Origin of the sequence: Massilia frigida, assembly GCF_011682175.1 — a bacterium.
GTDB classification, from domain to species: Bacteria; Pseudomonadota; Gammaproteobacteria; order Burkholderiales; family Burkholderiaceae_D; genus Telluria_A; species Telluria_A frigida.
On the sequence record NZ_WHJG01000025.1, the window covers coordinates 33,308 to 47,829 of the forward strand.

A 14,522-nucleotide genomic window follows, 5' to 3' on the forward strand; every position below is an offset into this window, starting at 1 on the left:
GTATCGGCGCGGGCATAAAAAATTTCTAAAGAGTTAGCGCGCTGCCGTAAAGGAAATGTAAAAATGCATGCATCGAAGAAGCCAAGGAGTAGCGGTGGGAAAGCATGAGACGGCGATGATTCGTAGCGCGTCGATGGAGGATCTGGATACGCGGGCAGCGATCGAAGAAGCGAGCTTTGCCGGCGACCGGGTCAGCCGGCGCAGTTTCCGGCATCTTCTGTCGCAAGGAAATTCGGTGACGCTGGTCGACGCGGCGGCGGGCGAGATACGCGGCTACCTGACCTTGCTTTTTCGCGCGAATACGGCGCGGGCGCGGGTGTACACGATTGCCACGGCGGCGGCGTGGAAGGGTTGCGGCGTGGCGGCGGCACTGGTGCGGGCAGCGGAACAGGCGGCGCTGGGGCGCGGGTGCACGGCGCTCTATCTGGAGGTGCGCAAGGATAACGTGGCGTCGATCGGGCTGTTTACCACGCGCGGATATCGGGTGTTCGGGCAATACGAGGAGTATTACGAGGATGGGATGGCGGCGTGGCGGTTGGAGAAGATATTAACGGGAAGCGCTCCGGCGCCGGATCGTCGCCTGGCGACTTTCCCAGCTAAAAACATATCCTAAAGCAACATCCTCAAGTATGCTGCCGGCACGGGAACCCGTTCATTTTTTGAGGATGTCATGGCGGCACAGTTGGACACATTGATCTGCAAGGGATGCGGCGCAAGCCTGACTTACGCGGCGGGGCTGCAAGCCTTGCAATGCGAGTACTGCGACGCCGTCACGGAAATCGCGCGCGTTGCGCCGGTGGCCGCCACGACGGCGCAATTGCTCATTCCGATGACGATCGAAGACAACGCGCTCGCCTACGCGGTGCTGCATCACCTGGCGGCGAACGATGAGATACCCGACGACATGGTCGAGCGCGCCGAGCTGTCCGTAAACCGCTTCTACCTGCCCTGCTTTGCCTTCGATGGCTCGTACAATGCCACGTGGACCGCCTCGTTCGGCTACAACCGGACCGATACCTATACCGACCATGTGAAGCGCACCGTGGATGGCAAATCGGAGCGGGTTCCGGTCACCAAGACACGCGCCGTGGTCGACTGGCGGCCGGTCAGCGGCCAGGACGCCGGCAACTTCGTCCTGCTCGGCTATGGCGGCAGCGGCGTGGCGCCGAACGCCTTGCTGTTGCTTGAGCGCTTGCGCAACCTGCAAACGGCGACGCCTTTCGACGTCGGCTTTATCAGTGGCGTGGATACCCATCCGTACACGCTGGCCGCAAAAGAAGCATATGCGCTGCACACCGAGGCGCGGGTCGGCAAGCTGGTCGAGACGAGCGTCAAGCACCACGCGCAGGGCAACGTGCAGCGCGACTGGCACTGGAACGCCAGCACCCGCTGGGACGCATCGCCAATGTATGTGCCGATGGGCCATGTCGTGATCGCCTACGGCGGCAAACAATACAATGTCTGGGCCGACGGTACCAACGCGGCCAATCTGGTGAGCGACGCGCTGCCAGCCAATCGGGCAAAAGGGAAGTACATATCGCGCGGCATGTGGCTGCCCATTGTTGCACTGCTGGCGCTGATGTTCACCGGCTTGGCATCGGCCAGCTTTTTTTATGAAATGAAGCTGGAGCGCCTGGCGGCGGTCGGCGCCGTATGGATTCTGTCGGCCTGGCGCGACGCTCGCTACCTCAGGCGGTCGCAGCAGGTGCGCCAGTCGGCATTGGCAAAGCGCGCGCAGCGCTATGCCCAGCCGGCGGCCACGCCCGCCCCGCCTCTCCCAAGTAGCGGCCCGGACTTGTTATCACTGGCGATGTCCCTGCTGTCGGCGATCATCGTTTGCGTGTTGCTGTACAAGCTAGTGACGGACCCCGCGGCGCCGCCGGCGGCGCTCGCGGCTGGCGCAGCACCGGCCGCAGCCGCGATCGCCCCTGTCAGCGCGCCCGTGAAGCCAGTACGCTTGCTGTCCCCGATCATGGTCGCGGCCAATGCCCAGGACTGGGCGACGGTGCGCACCCTGACGGCAAAAACCACATCGCCGGCACCGGTCTCGAAGGCCGACAAGGCCGCATCGGCAGCAGCCCTTGCGCGTGGCGCCAAAGCCTTGCTCAACAAGGATAATGGCGCCGCCATCACGGCGTTCGAGGCTGCGCTCGAGGCCAATAGCGCCAACATGGATGCGCGCAGCAAGCTCGGCGCCGCCTTGATCGGCGCGGGCGACCATGAGCGTGCGCGCAGGGTGCTCGGCGAACTGGTGGCCGCTGCGCCCGGCCACGCCGATGGCTGGAGAAACCTGGCCGAAGCCGCCGCGCTGAGCGGGATGCGTGGCGAGGCCGACGCCAGCCTGCGTATGCTGCTGCACTTGAGCAAAGACCGCAAGCGCACCACGGAGGCGCTGAAAAAGCGCGCCGCCTCGGGCGAGCCGGACCAGTTCAGCGAGGCAGTGGCAAGGGTCGTCAAGCCCGGCGCCAAAAAATCCCGCGGGTAATCCGCCGGCACGGCACCCAGCCGCGGCCGGCGCGCAGGCCGGTTCGGCTGAACCTGCCGCACCCGGCGCCGGTGCCAAGGGTCAGGCGCTCAAGCGGCAGCGTCAGCCCAGCGACAAATCATCGAGAATCGGGCAATCCGGCCGCTCGTCCCCGTGGCACGCTGTCGCCAGCTTTTCCAGGGTCCGCTTCATGGCCTGCATATCCCCGATCTTGCGGTCGAGCTCGGCGATATGCTGTTTCGCCATCGCGCGCACATCCTTGCTGGCGCGGTGCTTGTCTTGCCACAAGGCCAGCAGGGTCTTGATCTGCTCCAGCGAAAAACCCAGCTCGCGGCTGCGGTGGATGAACTGCAGCACCTGTACATCCTGCGGCCCGTACACCCGGTAGCCGGCATCGGTACGCTGCGCCTCGCCGATCAGCCCGATCGATTCGTAATGCCGGATCATCTTCGCCGACACCCCCGACGCCTTGGACGTCTCGCCGATATTCATCATCGTCATCCTTTTCCTCCCGCCACCCAGCGCTTGAGCAGCAGCGCATTGCTCACCACCGACACGCTGGAAAACGCCATCGCCGCGCCCGCGATCATGGGATTGAGCAGGCCGAAGGCCGCCAGCGGCACCCCGATCACATTGAATACAAACGCCCAGAACAGATTCTGGCGGATCTTGCCGTACGTGCGGCGCGAGATATCGATGGCGTCGACCAGCAAGCGCGGATCGCCCCGCATCAAGGTCACGCCGGCCGTATGCATCGCCACGTCGGTGCCGCCGCCCATGGCCACGCCGATATCGGCCGCCGCCAGGGCCGGCGCATCGTTGATGCCGTCGCCCACCATCGCCACCCGCTCACCCTTGGCGCGCAGGGCCGCGATGATCGCTGCCTTGCCCTCGGGCAGCACCTGCGCGTGCACTTCGTCGATGCCGAGCTGGCCCGCGATGTGGTGCGCGCTGCCCGGGTTGTCGCCGCTGAGCATCACCGTGCGGATGCCGGCCGCGTGCAGGCGATCGATCGCTTCCCGGCTTTCCGGCTTGAGCGCGTCGCCAAAGGCGAGCATGCCGAGCAGGCGCGGGCTGGTCCCGGCTTCGGCCAGCCACGACACGGTGTCGCCGGCATCTTCGCACGCCTGCCCTTGCGCGGCCAGCGCGGCGATGTCGATCCCGTGCTGGCGCATCAATGCCGCATTGCCCAGCAACAGCTCGCGGCCATCGACCGTGGCGCGCACGCCCAGCCCGGCCAGGGCGCGCGTACCGGTGGCTGGCGCCGGCGTGATGCCTGCCGCCCGCGCCGCATCCCCGACCGCGCGCGCCAGCGGATGCTCGCTGCCGCGCTGCACGGCGGCCGCCAGCGCCAGCAAGGCTTGCTCATCACCCTGCGCCGCCACGGTCGCGGTCAGGCGCGGCTTGCCGGCGGTCAGGGTGCCGGTCTTGTCGAAGGCCACCACGGTGACGCCATGCAAGAGTTCCAGCGCCTCGGCATCCTTGATCAGAATGCCGTATTTGGCGGCAACCCCGGTCCCGGCCATGATCGCCGTCGGCGTGGCCAGGCCCAGCGCGCAGGGGCAGGCAATGACCAGCACCGCCACCGCGTTGAGCAGCGCGGCGCTCCAGTCGCCGTTGGCCAGCCACCAGCCCAAAAACGTGACCAGTGCGATGACCACGATGGCCGGCACGAACACGGCGCTGACCTTGTCCACCAGGCGCTGGATCGGTGCCTTGGCCGCCTGCGCGTCCTCGACCGCACGGATGATGCGCGCCAGTACGGTTTCGGTGCCGATGGCAGTGGCGCGAGCCACCAGCACGCCTTCACCATTGACCGCGCCGCCGATGATGCGCGTCCCCACGCCCTTGCTGACGGGCAGGCTTTCGCCGGTCAGCATCGATTCGTCGGCGTGGCTGGCGCCTTCGATGACGTCGCCATCCATCGGAATGCGCTCGCCGGGGCGGATCACCACCTCGTCGCCAACCTTGAGCCGGGCGATCGGCATGTCGCTCTCCACGCCGTTGCGGCGCACGCGCGCCGTTTCCGGGCGCAGGGACTGCAAGGCGCGGATCGCTTCGGTGGTCTGGCGCTTGGCCCGCGTTTCCAGCCATTTGCCGAGGCGCACCAACGTGATCACCACGGCGGCGGCCTCGAAATACAGGTGCGCCCCATGGTGCTGCGGCTGGCCGAGCCACTGGTACAGGCTCAGGCCGTACGCGGCCGAGGTGCCGAGCGCGACCAGCAAATCCATGTTCCCGCTTCTGGCCAGCAATGCTTTCCAGGCGGAACGGTAAAAGCGCGCGCCGATCCAGAACTGCACCGGGGTGGCCAGCAGCCATTGCACCCAGGCCGGCAGCATCGAGTCGATGCCGGCCGTCGCCAGCAGCATGGGCGCGACCAAGGGGATGGCCAGGGCGGCGGCAATCGCGATTTCCACCGGCTCGGACAAGGCGCGTGACGGCGCTGGCGCCGCCACGGCAGGCATGCTGGCCGTGTAGCCGGCGCGCTCGACCGCCGCAATCAGCTGGGCGGCATCGAGCGGCTGCGCAGTCCCCGTGACCAGCACTTTCTCGGTGGCCAGGTTGACGGTGGCGCCCTGCACCCCCGGTACCGCGCGCAGCGCTGTTTCGACCCGTCCGGCACACGAGGCGCACGTCATGCCGCCCACTTCCAGCGACGTTTCAACCGCGCCCTGCTGGTCCCGCATTGTCGTGGTAGTCATTTCTTGCTCCTTTGCAACTGCATGCCACCATGTTAGGGCTTCCCATTATAGTAAGGTCAAGCGAAAATACCGCTTGACCTTACCACGGTGGGAACGTCGACAATGGCATCTGTTACATCCACCAACAGGAGTTTCGCCATGATCAAGCTGAGTATCCCCGACATGAGCTGCGGCCATTGCGCAGGCGTCATTACCAAGACCGTCAACGAGCTCGACCAGGATGCCGTGATCGCGTTCGACATGCCGGCGCGCACCATCCTGCTGAACACGACAGCGGCGCAGGAGCGCATCGTCGCCAGCCTGGCCAACGCCGGCTACCCGGCGACCGTGGCAGCTTAAGCACCGGTGCGGCCCCGATTTTCCATGTGCTAGACTTTACCCATGACGTCCTTCCGAACATTGCTGGTCTGGCTGTTGCTGCTCGCGCTACCCTTGCAGGGCTTCGCTGCGGCATCGTCGGCGCTGTGTGAGGCGGCCAGGACAGCGGTCGCCAGCCAAGTCGCCGCCAGCATGGACGAAGGCCATTGCCACCAGCCGGACAGCCCCGCCAAATGCAGTAACTGTGCATTCTGCTGCGTGGGCATGGCCATCGCCCCGGCCTTTGCCGCGCTGGCCGATGCGAGAGCGCCCGCATCCGAAGCGATTGCCTACGCCGCCATGCACGTGACGGCGCATATCCCGGGCGGCCTGGAACGTCCTCCTCATTCCCCGATCGCCTGAATGCCCTTGGTCCGTCCGCGGACCAGCGTCTTTTAACCAACACGATTGAGGTTGTCATGAATTCCCTTCGCCCGATATGGCCGCTGCTGCTTGCCGCCGCCGCGCCGGCGCTGGCGCAAGCGCCCGCCGCACCACCCGCCTACGACTCGGCCTTTGCCGGGTACCGCGCCTACCAGGAACCGCAAGCGGCATCCTGGAAGCACACGAACGACCAGCTGCGCAAGGCGCCCGGCCACATGGGCCGCGACATGAGCGCCATGAAGAAGCCGGACCTGGCAACGGACGACGATCCGCATGCGGGCCACGATATGAGCGCCATGAAAAAGAACGTGCCGCCCGCCGAGGCCAAGCCGGACCACGGCCACCAGCACAAGGAATGACGATGCGACGACTATCCACCCCACTGCGCCGCATCGCCCTGGCGGCCATCTGCGCCGGCGCCGCCGGCTGCGCATCGTTCTCACCCGACGGCGGCTACGCCGGCGTACGCCAGCTCGCGCAGCAGCGCAGCGGCGCCGCCATTCCCGCCAGCGCGCCGGGCGCCGGCAGCGTCGAACACCAGCTCGCCGCGCTGCTGGCCAAGCCTTTGTCGGCCGACGATGCGGTGACCGTCGCCCTGCTCAATAACCGCAGCCTGCAGGCCGGCTACGCGGAACTGGGCATCGCCGAAGCGGACCTGGTGCAGGCCGGCCGCATCGCCAACCCGGTACTCAGCTTCGGCCGCTTGACAAGCCACGACGGCGTCGAGATCGAGCGCAAGCTGATGCTGCCCGTGATCGGGCTGTTGACGATGCCGGTCACCACGCGCCTCGAACGGCGCCGCTACGAACAGGCGCAATTGCGCGCGGCCGGCGACGTGCTGCGCACTGCGGACGCCACCCGGCGCGCCTGGTACGGCGCGGTCGCGGCCCAGCAAAGCGCCGAGTACATGGAGCAGGTGAAAAACGCGGCCGAAGCGAGCGCCGAACTGGCGCGCCGCATGGCGCTGGCCGGCAACTGGAGCAAACTGCAGCACGCGCGCGAACAGGCGTTCTACGCCGATTCGGTGGCCCAGCTGGCCCGCGCGCGCCAGACGCGTACGCTCGAACGGGAAAAGCTCACGCGCCTGCTTGGCCTGTCGAGCGCGGGCGCCTTCACCCTGCCCCAATGCCTGCCCGACCTGCCGGCGGCACCGCGCGAGGTGGTCGATGCCGAAACGCAGGCCATGAACAACCGGCTCGACCTGCTGATGGCGCAAAAGGAACTGGCCGGACTGGCCTCGTCGCTTCACCTCACGCGCGCCACCCGCTTCGTCAACCTGCTCGACCTGAGTTACCTGCGCAACACCGGCGAGACCGGCGAGCGTGCCACCGGCTACGAAATCGAACTGCAGATTCCCCTGTTCGACTGGGGCGGCACCAAAGTGGCCAAGGCCGAAACGATGTACATGCAGGCCGTGCACCGCGCCGCCGGCCTGGCTGTCGACGCCCGCGCGCAGGTGCGCGAAAGCTATGGCGCCTACCGCACCGCCTACGACCTGGCGCGCCACTACCGCGACGAAGTGGTGCCGCTCAAAAAGCGCATCACCGACGAACAGCTGCTGCGCTACAACGGGATGCTGATCAGCGTCTTCGAACTGCTGGCCGACGCGCGCGAGCAGGTTGTCAGCGTCAACGCCGCCATCGAAGCGCAGCGCGACTACTGGCTCGCCGACGCCGCCCTGCAAGCCGCGCTGACCGGCGCCGGCGACAGCGCCGCAGCCGCAACCCCGGCGCCACGCACCGGCAGCGCCGCGCCAGCCCAACACTGAAAGGACACGCAACATGGTCTCACGTAGAAATTTCTTCACTGGCGCGGGCGCGGTTGCCGTCAGCACGGCGCTGGTCTCGCGCGCCGGCGCCGCCTCGCTGCCGGAAGCGGTCATCATGGACAAGGCCGCGACCCAGCCGCCCTTGAACCCGCCCAACGGCCGCCCGTACAACCCGGTGGTCACCCTCAACGGCTGGACTTTGCCATGGCGGATGAAGGACGGCGTCAAGGAATTCCACCTGGTGGCCGAACCGGTGGTGCGCGAAATCGCCCCTGGCATGAAAGCCAACCTGTGGGGTTACAACGGCCAATCGCCCGGACCGACCATCGAAGTGGTGGAAGGCGACCGGGTACGCATCTTCGTCACAAATAGACTGCCCGAGCACACCAGCGTGCACTGGCACGGCCAGCGCCTGCCCAACGGCATGGATGGCGTGACCGGCCTGACCCAGCCCGGCATCAACCCGGGCAAGACCTTCGTCTACGAATTCGTGGCCAAGCGGCCGGGCACCTTCATGTACCACCCGCACGCCGACGAAATGACGCAGATGGCGATGGGGATGATGGGTTTCTGGATCACCCACCCCAAGGACCACAACGTCATGCGGGTCGACCGCGACTTCTGCTTTTTGCTCAACGCGTACGACATCGACCCGGGCAGCTACACGCCCAAGGTCAACACGATGCTCGACTTTAACCTGTGGACCTTCAACAGCCGCGCGTTTCCAGGCATCGACCCGATGGTAATCGCGCACAACGACAAGGTGCGCATCCGGGTCGGCAACCTGACCATGACCAACCACCCGATCCACATGCACGGCCACGAATTCGTGGTCACCGGCACCGATGGCGGCTGGACCCCGCCGGCGGCGCGCTGGCCGGAAGTGACCACCGATATCGCGGTCGGCCAGATGCGCGCGATCGAATTCGTCGCGACCGAACCGGGCGACTGGGCCTTCCACTGCCACAAATCGCACCACACCATGAACGCCATGGGCCACGACGTGCCGACCCTGATCGGGGTCGACCAGCGCGAGGTGCTCGGCAAGATCAACAAGCTGGTACCGGGCTACATGGTCATGGGCGACAAGGGCATGGCCGACATGGGCGAAATGGAAATGCCGCTGCCGGACAACACGCTGCCGATGATGACCGGGAGCGGCCCGTTCGGCGGCATCGGCATGGGCGGCATGTTCACCACGATGAAGGTGCGCAAAGGGTTGGCGAAGGGCGACTACAAGGACCCGGGCTGGTACAAGCATCCGCCCGGCACGCTGGCCTACGAATGGAAGGAAGGCGGCCTTGCCAGGCCGGAGCCGGTGCGCGCGCCGAACGCCGACAGGATGGCGGCAAAACCGGGCGAGAAAGTGCTGCAAGTGACCAAACCAGGCAAAAATCATGCACACTGACGCTTTTTTCAACGACTGAGAGAAGCCGATGCGCCAATTCGTTCTGCTTGCCGTCCTCGGACTGGCATCGCTGCATGCCCGGGCGGCGACGCCCAGCGAGACGCTGGCGGCCTTCCACGCCGCCCTGCACGCGGGCGACCAGGCGCGCGCGATGGCGCTCCTGAGCCCCGACGCGGTGATTTACGAAGCCGGCCACGTGGAGCGCTCGCGCAGCGAATATGCGGACCATCACCTGGCGGACGACATTGCGTTCGCCAGGGCCACCACGCGCAGGGTGCTGCGGCACAAGGAGCGTATCGAAGGCAACATCGCCATCATCCTGGACGAGACCGAGAGCCGCGGCACCTTCAAGAACAAGACTATCAATGCCTTGGGCACCGAGACGGCGCTGCTGGAGAAAAAGGGCGACGGCTGGCTGGTACTGCATTTCCACTGGTCGTCGCGCAAGGCCAAATAGGTCAGTCGCGAAAGCGCGTTTCGGGCATGCCCTGCACGCCCGGGCGCACCAGCACCAGCGTGCCGGCCGTTTGGTCATCCGGCGCCTTGCCGGCCGCAATCGACGTGACCAGCAAGGTATCCATCGCGGCGCCTCCAAAAGCGCACATCGACGGTTTGAGCATCGGCAGCTCGATGGTGCGGTCGAGCGTGCCCTCGGGCGTGAAGCGCAGCAGGCAGCCGCCATCGTTCCCGCAAATCCAGTAGCAGCCATCCACGTCGACCGCCGCGCCGTCCGGACGCCCGCGATGGGCGTTCATGTCGACGAACACGCGCTGGCTGTGCGGCGTGCCGCTGTCGGTGTCGTAGTCGAAGGCCCAGATTCTCTGGCGCGAGCCGTGCGAATCGGACAGGTACATGGTGCGCCCGTCCGGCGAAAAACCGAGGCCGTTCTGCACGATCAGGTTCGATACCACCGGCGCCGAGATGCCCTCTGCGCGGGTGTAGCGGTACAGATGGCCCTCGGAGCGCGCTTCGGCCATGTCGAGGCACATGATGCCGCTCCAGAAGCGCCCCTGGCGGTCGCAGCGCCCGTCGTTGAAGCGCATGCCCGGCGCCAGTTCGGGCGGCGCGGCCAGGAAGGCCGCCTTGGCCAGGTAGCCCTCGCCCAGCGTGACGGCGAACACGCCGCTTTCCATGCCGGCGATGAGAACACCGCTTTCGGCCAGCGCGAGGCAGGCCACCATCTCGGCCGACTCCCAGCTGCGCACCGCGCCGGACGCCGCGTCCAGGCGCCAGATGCGCCGGGCGGGAATGTCGACCCAGTACCAGGCGCCCTCGCGCGCGTTCCACAGCGGACTTTCGCCCACCGCGCAGATGACGTCCGTGATCCTTTCGACGCTGGCTTGCTTGCTCATGTTGCCCTTACAGATCGGTGATTTCGCGGTAGCGCGGCACCAGTGATTTCATCATCATCCATGCGGCCAGGTAGGCCAGCGCGCAGATCGAGAACATGATCATGTAGCCGGTGCTGATCTGGCCCAAGCCGCCATAATAATCGAACAGCCAGCCACCGAGCTTGGTGAGCAGCACGCCGCCCATGCCGCCGGCCATGCCGCCGATACCCACTACCGAACCGACGCTATGTTTCGGGAACATGTCGGAAACGGTGGTGAAGATGTTCGCCGACCAGGCCTGGTGGGCCGAGGCGCCGATGCCGATCAGGACCACCGGTACCCAGAAGCTGATGTAGCCGAACGGTTGCGCCAGCAGCACCACCAGCGGAATGAAGGCGATGCACAGCATGGCTTTCATGCGTCCATCGTAGGGATTGTCGCCGCGGTTGATGAAGTAGGTAGGGAACCAGCCGCCGCCGATACTGCCGACCATGGTCATGCTGTACAGGACCGCCAGCGGCACGATGATGTCGGTACCTTTCAAGCCATAGGTCGCGGACAGGTACTTCGGCAGCCAGAAAAGGAAGAACCACCACACGCCGTCGGTCATGAATTTACCGAGCGCGAAGGCCCAGGTCTGGCGGTAGCCGAGCAGCTTGAACCAGGATGTCTTCGGCCGGGCGGCGCCGGCCGCCGGCTCGGGCACTACCGCGCAATCGCTGTTGATGTAGTCCAGTTCCGCCTTGCCCATGCGCGCCTGGTTGGCCGGGGTATCGTAGAACACCATCCACAAGGCCATCCAGAAAAAACCAATGGCGCCGATGATGATGAACGCCATCTGCCAGCCCCACGCGGCGGCGATCAGCGGCACGGTGATGGGCGCCAGGATGGCGCCGACGTTGGCGCCGGAGTTGAAGATGCCGGTGGCGAAAGACCGCTCCTTCTTGGGGAAGTATTCGGCGGTCGCCTTGATGGCGGCGGGGAAGTTGCCCGCTTCGCCCAGCGCCAGCACCGCGCGCGACATCATGAAGCCGGCGATCGACACCGGCACCACCGTCATGCCAAGGCTGGCCAGGATGCCGTTGAGGCCTTCGCCCACGCCAATCGCAAACGCGTGCATGATCGCGCCGAGCGACCAGATGGTAATGGCCAGCACAAAGGCGCGCTTGGTCCCGAGCTTGTCGATCACGCGGCCGGCGAACAGCATCGAGAACGCGTACACAAACTGGAAGGCCGCCGTGATGTTGGCGTAATCGGTATTGGACCAGCCGAATTCCTTCGACAGGTCGGTGGCGAGCAGACTGAGGACCTGGCGGTCCAGATAATTGATGGTGGTGGCGAAAAACAGGAGGGCGCAAATCGTCCACCGGTACTTGCCTATGACTTGCTGGTTCATCGGTCGCTTCTTTATGGTTGTTTTTAGAGACAGCGCCGCCGGAAGGTGTCTCCACACCCGTTTCCCCGGCGGCGCGACCAGCTGTTACTGCGGGAGCTGCATGCCTCCGTCGACAAGGCGGGCCAGGCCCAGGGGATTATGGTCGGCGAGTGCGTCCGGAAGCAAGTCCGCCGGCACATTCTGGTAGCACACCGGACGCAGGAAGCGGTCGATGGCGGACGCGCCAACCGAAGTGCTGCGGCTGTCGGAGGTGGCCGGGAACGGGCCGCCGTGGACCATCGCATGCGCCACTTCGACGCCGGTCGGGTAGCCGTTGAACAGGATGCGGCCCGCTTTGCGTTCCAGCACCGGCAGCAGCGCGGCGGCGTGCGCGCGGTCGGCTGCCAGGGCGTGCACGGTGGCGGTCAACTGGCCTTCGAGGTGTTCGGCGACCTGCTGCATCTGCTGCGCATCGCGGCAGCGTACCAGCAAGGCGCACGGTCCGAAGATCTCGGATTCCAGCGCAGGCGTGGACAGATAGGTGGCCGCGTCGCACACGTACAGCGAGGCTTGCGCCGCGCAGCCGGCGCCGTCCGGCTTGCCCTTGGCGACCAGGGTCACGCCGCCGATGCCGGAGAGCTGTTCCACGCCGCCCAGGTAAGCCTGGTGGATGCCGGGGGTGAGCATGGTGCCGGCGCCCTTGGCTTGCAGCGCGCTTGCAGCCGCTTCGACGAACTGGTCGAAATGCTCGCCCTGCAGGCCCATGACCAGGCCCGGGTTGGTGCAGAACTGGCCCACGCCCAGGGTCAGCGAATCGACGAAGCCTTGCGCCACGGCGGCGCGCTCGTTCGATAAGGCGGCCGGCAGCAGGAACACCGGATTGATGCTGCTCATTTCGGCGTACACGGGAATCGGTTCGGCACGCAGGGCGGCGGTGCGCATCAGCGCCAGGCCGCCCTGGCGCGAGCCGGTGAAGCCAACCGCCTTGATGGCCGGATGGTCCACCAGGCGCTGGCCGATCTGGCGGCCTTCGCCGAACAGCATCGAGAACACGCCTTCGGGAAGCTGGCAGCCGGCCACCGCCTGTTGAATGACCTTGCCGACCAGTTCCGAGGTGCCGGGGTGGGCGCCGTGCGCCTTGACCACGACCGGGCAGCCGGCGGCCAGCGCCGACGCGGTGTCGCCGCCGCCGACCGAGAACGCCAGCGGGAAGTTACTGGCGCCGAACACGGCGACTGGTCCCAAAGGGATCTTGCGCAGGCGCAGATCGGGACGTGGCGGCACGCGCTGCGGCAGGGCCGAATCGATGGTGGCGTCGATGAAGTAACCGTCGCGCGCGACCTTGGCGAACAGGCGCAGTTGATTGACCGTGCGGCCACGTTCCCCTTCCAGGCGCGCTGCCGGCAGGCCGGTTTCGAGCGCGGCGCGTTCGATCAGCGTGGCGCCGAGTTTGAGGATGCCTTCGGCGATGGTCTCCAGGAAGACCGCGCGCTGTTCCGGGGTGGTGTTGCGGTAGGCGTCGAAGGCGCTTTGCGCCAGGGCGCAGGCGGCGTCGACGTCGGCGTCGGTGGCCAGGCCGAAGTCCGGCCCCATCGAGTCGTTGCGGGACGGATCGATCGCGCGCACCACGCCGGCCGTGCCGCGCACGGTGCGTTGGCCGATGACCATTTCTCCATTGATTTGCATTTGCTGTTCCTGATTCGGGATTATTGGGCGCCCTGGGCGGTGATCAGCTTCTCCAGCATCGCGTCTTCTTCAGCCGTCATGTCGGTCAGCGGAGCGCGTACGGGACCAGCCGAATGGCCGACCAGGCGCGCGCCGGCCTTGACGATGCTCACTGCGTAGCCGGCCTTGCGGTTGCGGATTTCGAGGTAAGGCAGGAAGAACTGGTCCAACAGGCGGCTGGTGGTCGCGTGGTCGTCGGCGGCAATCGCGTGGTAGAAGTCCATCGCCATTTTCGGCATGAAGTTAAATACCGCCGACGAGTACACCGGGGTACCCAGTGCCTTGTAGGCGGCGGCGTAAACTTCCGCAGTCGGCAGGCCGCCCAGGTAGCTGAAGCGGTCGCCCATGCGGCGCCAGATTTGCACCATCAGTTCGATGTCGCCGATGCCGTCCTTGAAGCCGATCAGGTTAGGGCAGCGTGCGGCCAGCTTTTCGAGCGAGTCGGCGGTCAGGCGGCACTGGCCGCGGTTGTAGACGACGACGCCGAATTTGACCGATGCGCACACCGCTTCGACGTGGGCGATCAGGCCATCCTGGCTCGCTTCGGTCAGGTAGTGCGGCAGCAGCAGGATGCCGTGGGCACCCAAGCGCTCGGCTTCCTGGGCCAGGGTGATCGCGGTACGGGTCGGGCCGCCGGCGCCGGCCAGGATCGGCACTTTGCCACGGCAGGTATCGACCGCGGTGCGGATCACGTCCGAGTATTCGCTTGGGGTCAGGGAAAAGAACTCACCGGTGCCGCCGGCCGCGAACAGGGCGCTGGCGCCGTACGGAGCGAGCCATTCGAGGCGCTCGGTGTAGGTGCGTGCGTTGAAATTGCCCTGGTCGTCGAAGTCGGTCAGTGGAAACGACAGCAGGCCGGACGACAGGATGTGTTTGAGTTCTTGCGGATTCATGAGGGCTCCAGGGATAGGCGGGTTGCTTGGCGTTAGTGATACGTCATCGTACAACTAGTCTTTGACATAAGCAAGCACAACGTTCAGGCGG

The 14,522-nt window shown here is 66.2% G+C and carries 14 protein-coding genes; 8 read left to right on the forward strand and 6 right to left on the reverse strand.

Annotated features, from left to right (window positions below):
• Window positions 1-94: 94 nt before the first annotated feature.
• Window positions 95-613, forward strand: coding sequence for a GNAT family N-acetyltransferase (locus F2P44_RS21525; protein ID WP_167089159.1), 519 nt, complete (start codon window positions 95-97; stop codon window positions 611-613).
• 57 nt (window positions 614-670) lie between these two features.
• A complete protein-coding gene (locus F2P44_RS21530; protein ID WP_167089161.1) occupies window positions 671-2,485 on the forward strand; it encodes a tetratricopeptide repeat protein in 1,815 nt (604 codons plus the stop codon).
• Window positions 2,486-2,587: 102 nt separating this feature from the next.
• On the opposite strand, the gene cueR is transcribed toward F2P44_RS21530, so the two are convergent.
• Together cueR and F2P44_RS21540 are read right to left on the reverse strand one after the other, a co-directional pair.
• Window positions 2,588-2,977, reverse strand: a complete 390-nt coding sequence (gene cueR / locus F2P44_RS21535; RefSeq protein ID WP_167089328.1) for a Cu(I)-responsive transcriptional regulator — start codon at window positions 2,975-2,977, stop codon at window positions 2,588-2,590.
• A gap of 5 nt (window positions 2,978-2,982) precedes the next feature.
• The gene (locus tag F2P44_RS21540) at window positions 2,983-5,190 is read right to left on the reverse strand and encodes a heavy metal translocating P-type ATPase (protein ID WP_167089163.1); all 2,208 of its coding nucleotides are present in this window, start codon (window positions 5,188-5,190) and stop codon (window positions 2,983-2,985) included.
• Window positions 5,191-5,328: 138 nt separating this feature from the next.
• Between F2P44_RS21540 and F2P44_RS21545 the strand changes: the two genes are divergently transcribed.
• Genes F2P44_RS21545 through F2P44_RS21570 form a run of 6 tightly spaced genes read left to right on the forward strand, consistent with a single transcriptional unit; the run spans window position 5,329 to window position 9,564 of the window.
• The gene (locus F2P44_RS21545) at window positions 5,329-5,529 is read left to right on the forward strand and encodes a heavy-metal-associated domain-containing protein (protein WP_167089164.1); all 201 of its coding nucleotides are present in this window, start codon (window positions 5,329-5,331) and stop codon (window positions 5,527-5,529) included.
• 42 nt (window positions 5,530-5,571) lie between these two features.
• A complete protein-coding gene (locus tag F2P44_RS21550) occupies window positions 5,572-5,910 on the forward strand; it encodes a hypothetical protein (protein ID WP_167089166.1) in 339 nt (112 codons plus the stop codon).
• Window positions 5,911-5,966: 56 nt separating this feature from the next.
• Window positions 5,967-6,290 (forward strand): hypothetical protein, encoded by a 324-nt coding sequence (locus F2P44_RS21555; RefSeq protein WP_167089168.1) that lies wholly within the window; start codon window positions 5,967-5,969, stop codon window positions 6,288-6,290.
• 2 nt (window positions 6,291-6,292) lie between these two features.
• Window positions 6,293-7,699, forward strand: coding sequence for a TolC family protein (locus tag F2P44_RS21560; RefSeq protein WP_167089170.1), 1,407 nt, complete (start codon window positions 6,293-6,295; stop codon window positions 7,697-7,699).
• Between the two features lie 13 nt (window positions 7,700-7,712).
• Window positions 7,713-9,107, forward strand: coding sequence for a multicopper oxidase family protein (locus F2P44_RS21565; protein ID WP_167089172.1), 1,395 nt, complete (start codon window positions 7,713-7,715; stop codon window positions 9,105-9,107).
• A 28-nt stretch (window positions 9,108-9,135) separates the two neighbouring features.
• The gene (locus F2P44_RS21570; protein WP_167089174.1) at window positions 9,136-9,564 is read left to right on the forward strand and encodes a DUF4440 domain-containing protein; all 429 of its coding nucleotides are present in this window, start codon (window positions 9,136-9,138) and stop codon (window positions 9,562-9,564) included.
• Window position 9,565: 1 nt separating this feature from the next.
• Here F2P44_RS21570 and F2P44_RS21575 read toward each other — a convergent pair whose 3' ends face one another.
• The 4 genes from F2P44_RS21575 to kdgD form a co-directional block, all read right to left on the reverse strand.
• The gene (locus F2P44_RS21575; protein ID WP_167089176.1) at window positions 9,566-10,459 is read right to left on the reverse strand and encodes an SMP-30/gluconolactonase/LRE family protein; all 894 of its coding nucleotides are present in this window, start codon (window positions 10,457-10,459) and stop codon (window positions 9,566-9,568) included.
• A 7-nt stretch (window positions 10,460-10,466) separates the two neighbouring features.
• The gene (locus F2P44_RS21580) at window positions 10,467-11,834 is read right to left on the reverse strand and encodes an MFS transporter (RefSeq protein WP_167089178.1); all 1,368 of its coding nucleotides are present in this window, start codon (window positions 11,832-11,834) and stop codon (window positions 10,467-10,469) included.
• A gap of 84 nt (window positions 11,835-11,918) precedes the next feature.
• Window positions 11,919-13,499, reverse strand: a complete 1,581-nt coding sequence (locus tag F2P44_RS21585; protein ID WP_167089180.1) for an aldehyde dehydrogenase (NADP(+)) — start codon at window positions 13,497-13,499, stop codon at window positions 11,919-11,921.
• A 20-nt stretch (window positions 13,500-13,519) separates the two neighbouring features.
• Window positions 13,520-14,431: a 5-dehydro-4-deoxyglucarate dehydratase gene (gene kdgD, locus F2P44_RS21590; protein WP_167089182.1), complete on the reverse strand. Its 912-nt coding sequence runs from the start codon at window positions 14,429-14,431 to the stop codon at window positions 13,520-13,522.
• Window positions 14,432-14,522: the final 91 nt, after the last annotated feature.

What these genes read in the sequence shown, in the direction of transcription:
- F2P44_RS21550 (WP_167089166.1), top strand. Translation starts at nt 5,572, where the DNA reads ATGACGTCCTTCCGAACATTGCTGGTCTGGCTGTTGCTGCTCGCGCTA.
- F2P44_RS21585 (WP_167089180.1), bottom strand. Translation starts at nt 13,499, where the DNA reads ATGCAAATCAATGGAGAAATGGTCATCGGCCAACGCACCGTGCGCGGC.
- F2P44_RS21560 (WP_167089170.1), top strand. Translation starts at nt 6,293, where the DNA reads ATGCGACGACTATCCACCCCACTGCGCCGCATCGCCCTGGCGGCCATC.
- cueR (WP_167089328.1), bottom strand. Translation starts at nt 2,977, where the DNA reads ATGAATATCGGCGAGACGTCCAAGGCGTCGGGGGTGTCGGCGAAGATG.
- F2P44_RS21580 (WP_167089178.1), bottom strand. Translation starts at nt 11,834, where the DNA reads ATGAACCAGCAAGTCATAGGCAAGTACCGGTGGACGATTTGCGCCCTC.
- F2P44_RS21545 (WP_167089164.1), top strand. Translation starts at nt 5,329, where the DNA reads ATGATCAAGCTGAGTATCCCCGACATGAGCTGCGGCCATTGCGCAGGC.
- kdgD (WP_167089182.1), bottom strand. Translation starts at nt 14,431, where the DNA reads ATGAATCCGCAAGAACTCAAACACATCCTGTCGTCCGGCCTGCTGTCG.
- F2P44_RS21555 (WP_167089168.1), top strand. Translation starts at nt 5,967, where the DNA reads ATGAATTCCCTTCGCCCGATATGGCCGCTGCTGCTTGCCGCCGCCGCG.
- F2P44_RS21570 (WP_167089174.1), top strand. Translation starts at nt 9,136, where the DNA reads ATGCGCCAATTCGTTCTGCTTGCCGTCCTCGGACTGGCATCGCTGCAT.
- F2P44_RS21530 (WP_167089161.1), top strand. Translation starts at nt 671, where the DNA reads ATGGCGGCACAGTTGGACACATTGATCTGCAAGGGATGCGGCGCAAGC.
- F2P44_RS21565 (WP_167089172.1), top strand. Translation starts at nt 7,713, where the DNA reads ATGGTCTCACGTAGAAATTTCTTCACTGGCGCGGGCGCGGTTGCCGTC.
- F2P44_RS21540 (WP_167089163.1), bottom strand. Translation starts at nt 5,190, where the DNA reads ATGACTACCACGACAATGCGGGACCAGCAGGGCGCGGTTGAAACGTCG.
- F2P44_RS21575 (WP_167089176.1), bottom strand. Translation starts at nt 10,459, where the DNA reads ATGAGCAAGCAAGCCAGCGTCGAAAGGATCACGGACGTCATCTGCGCG.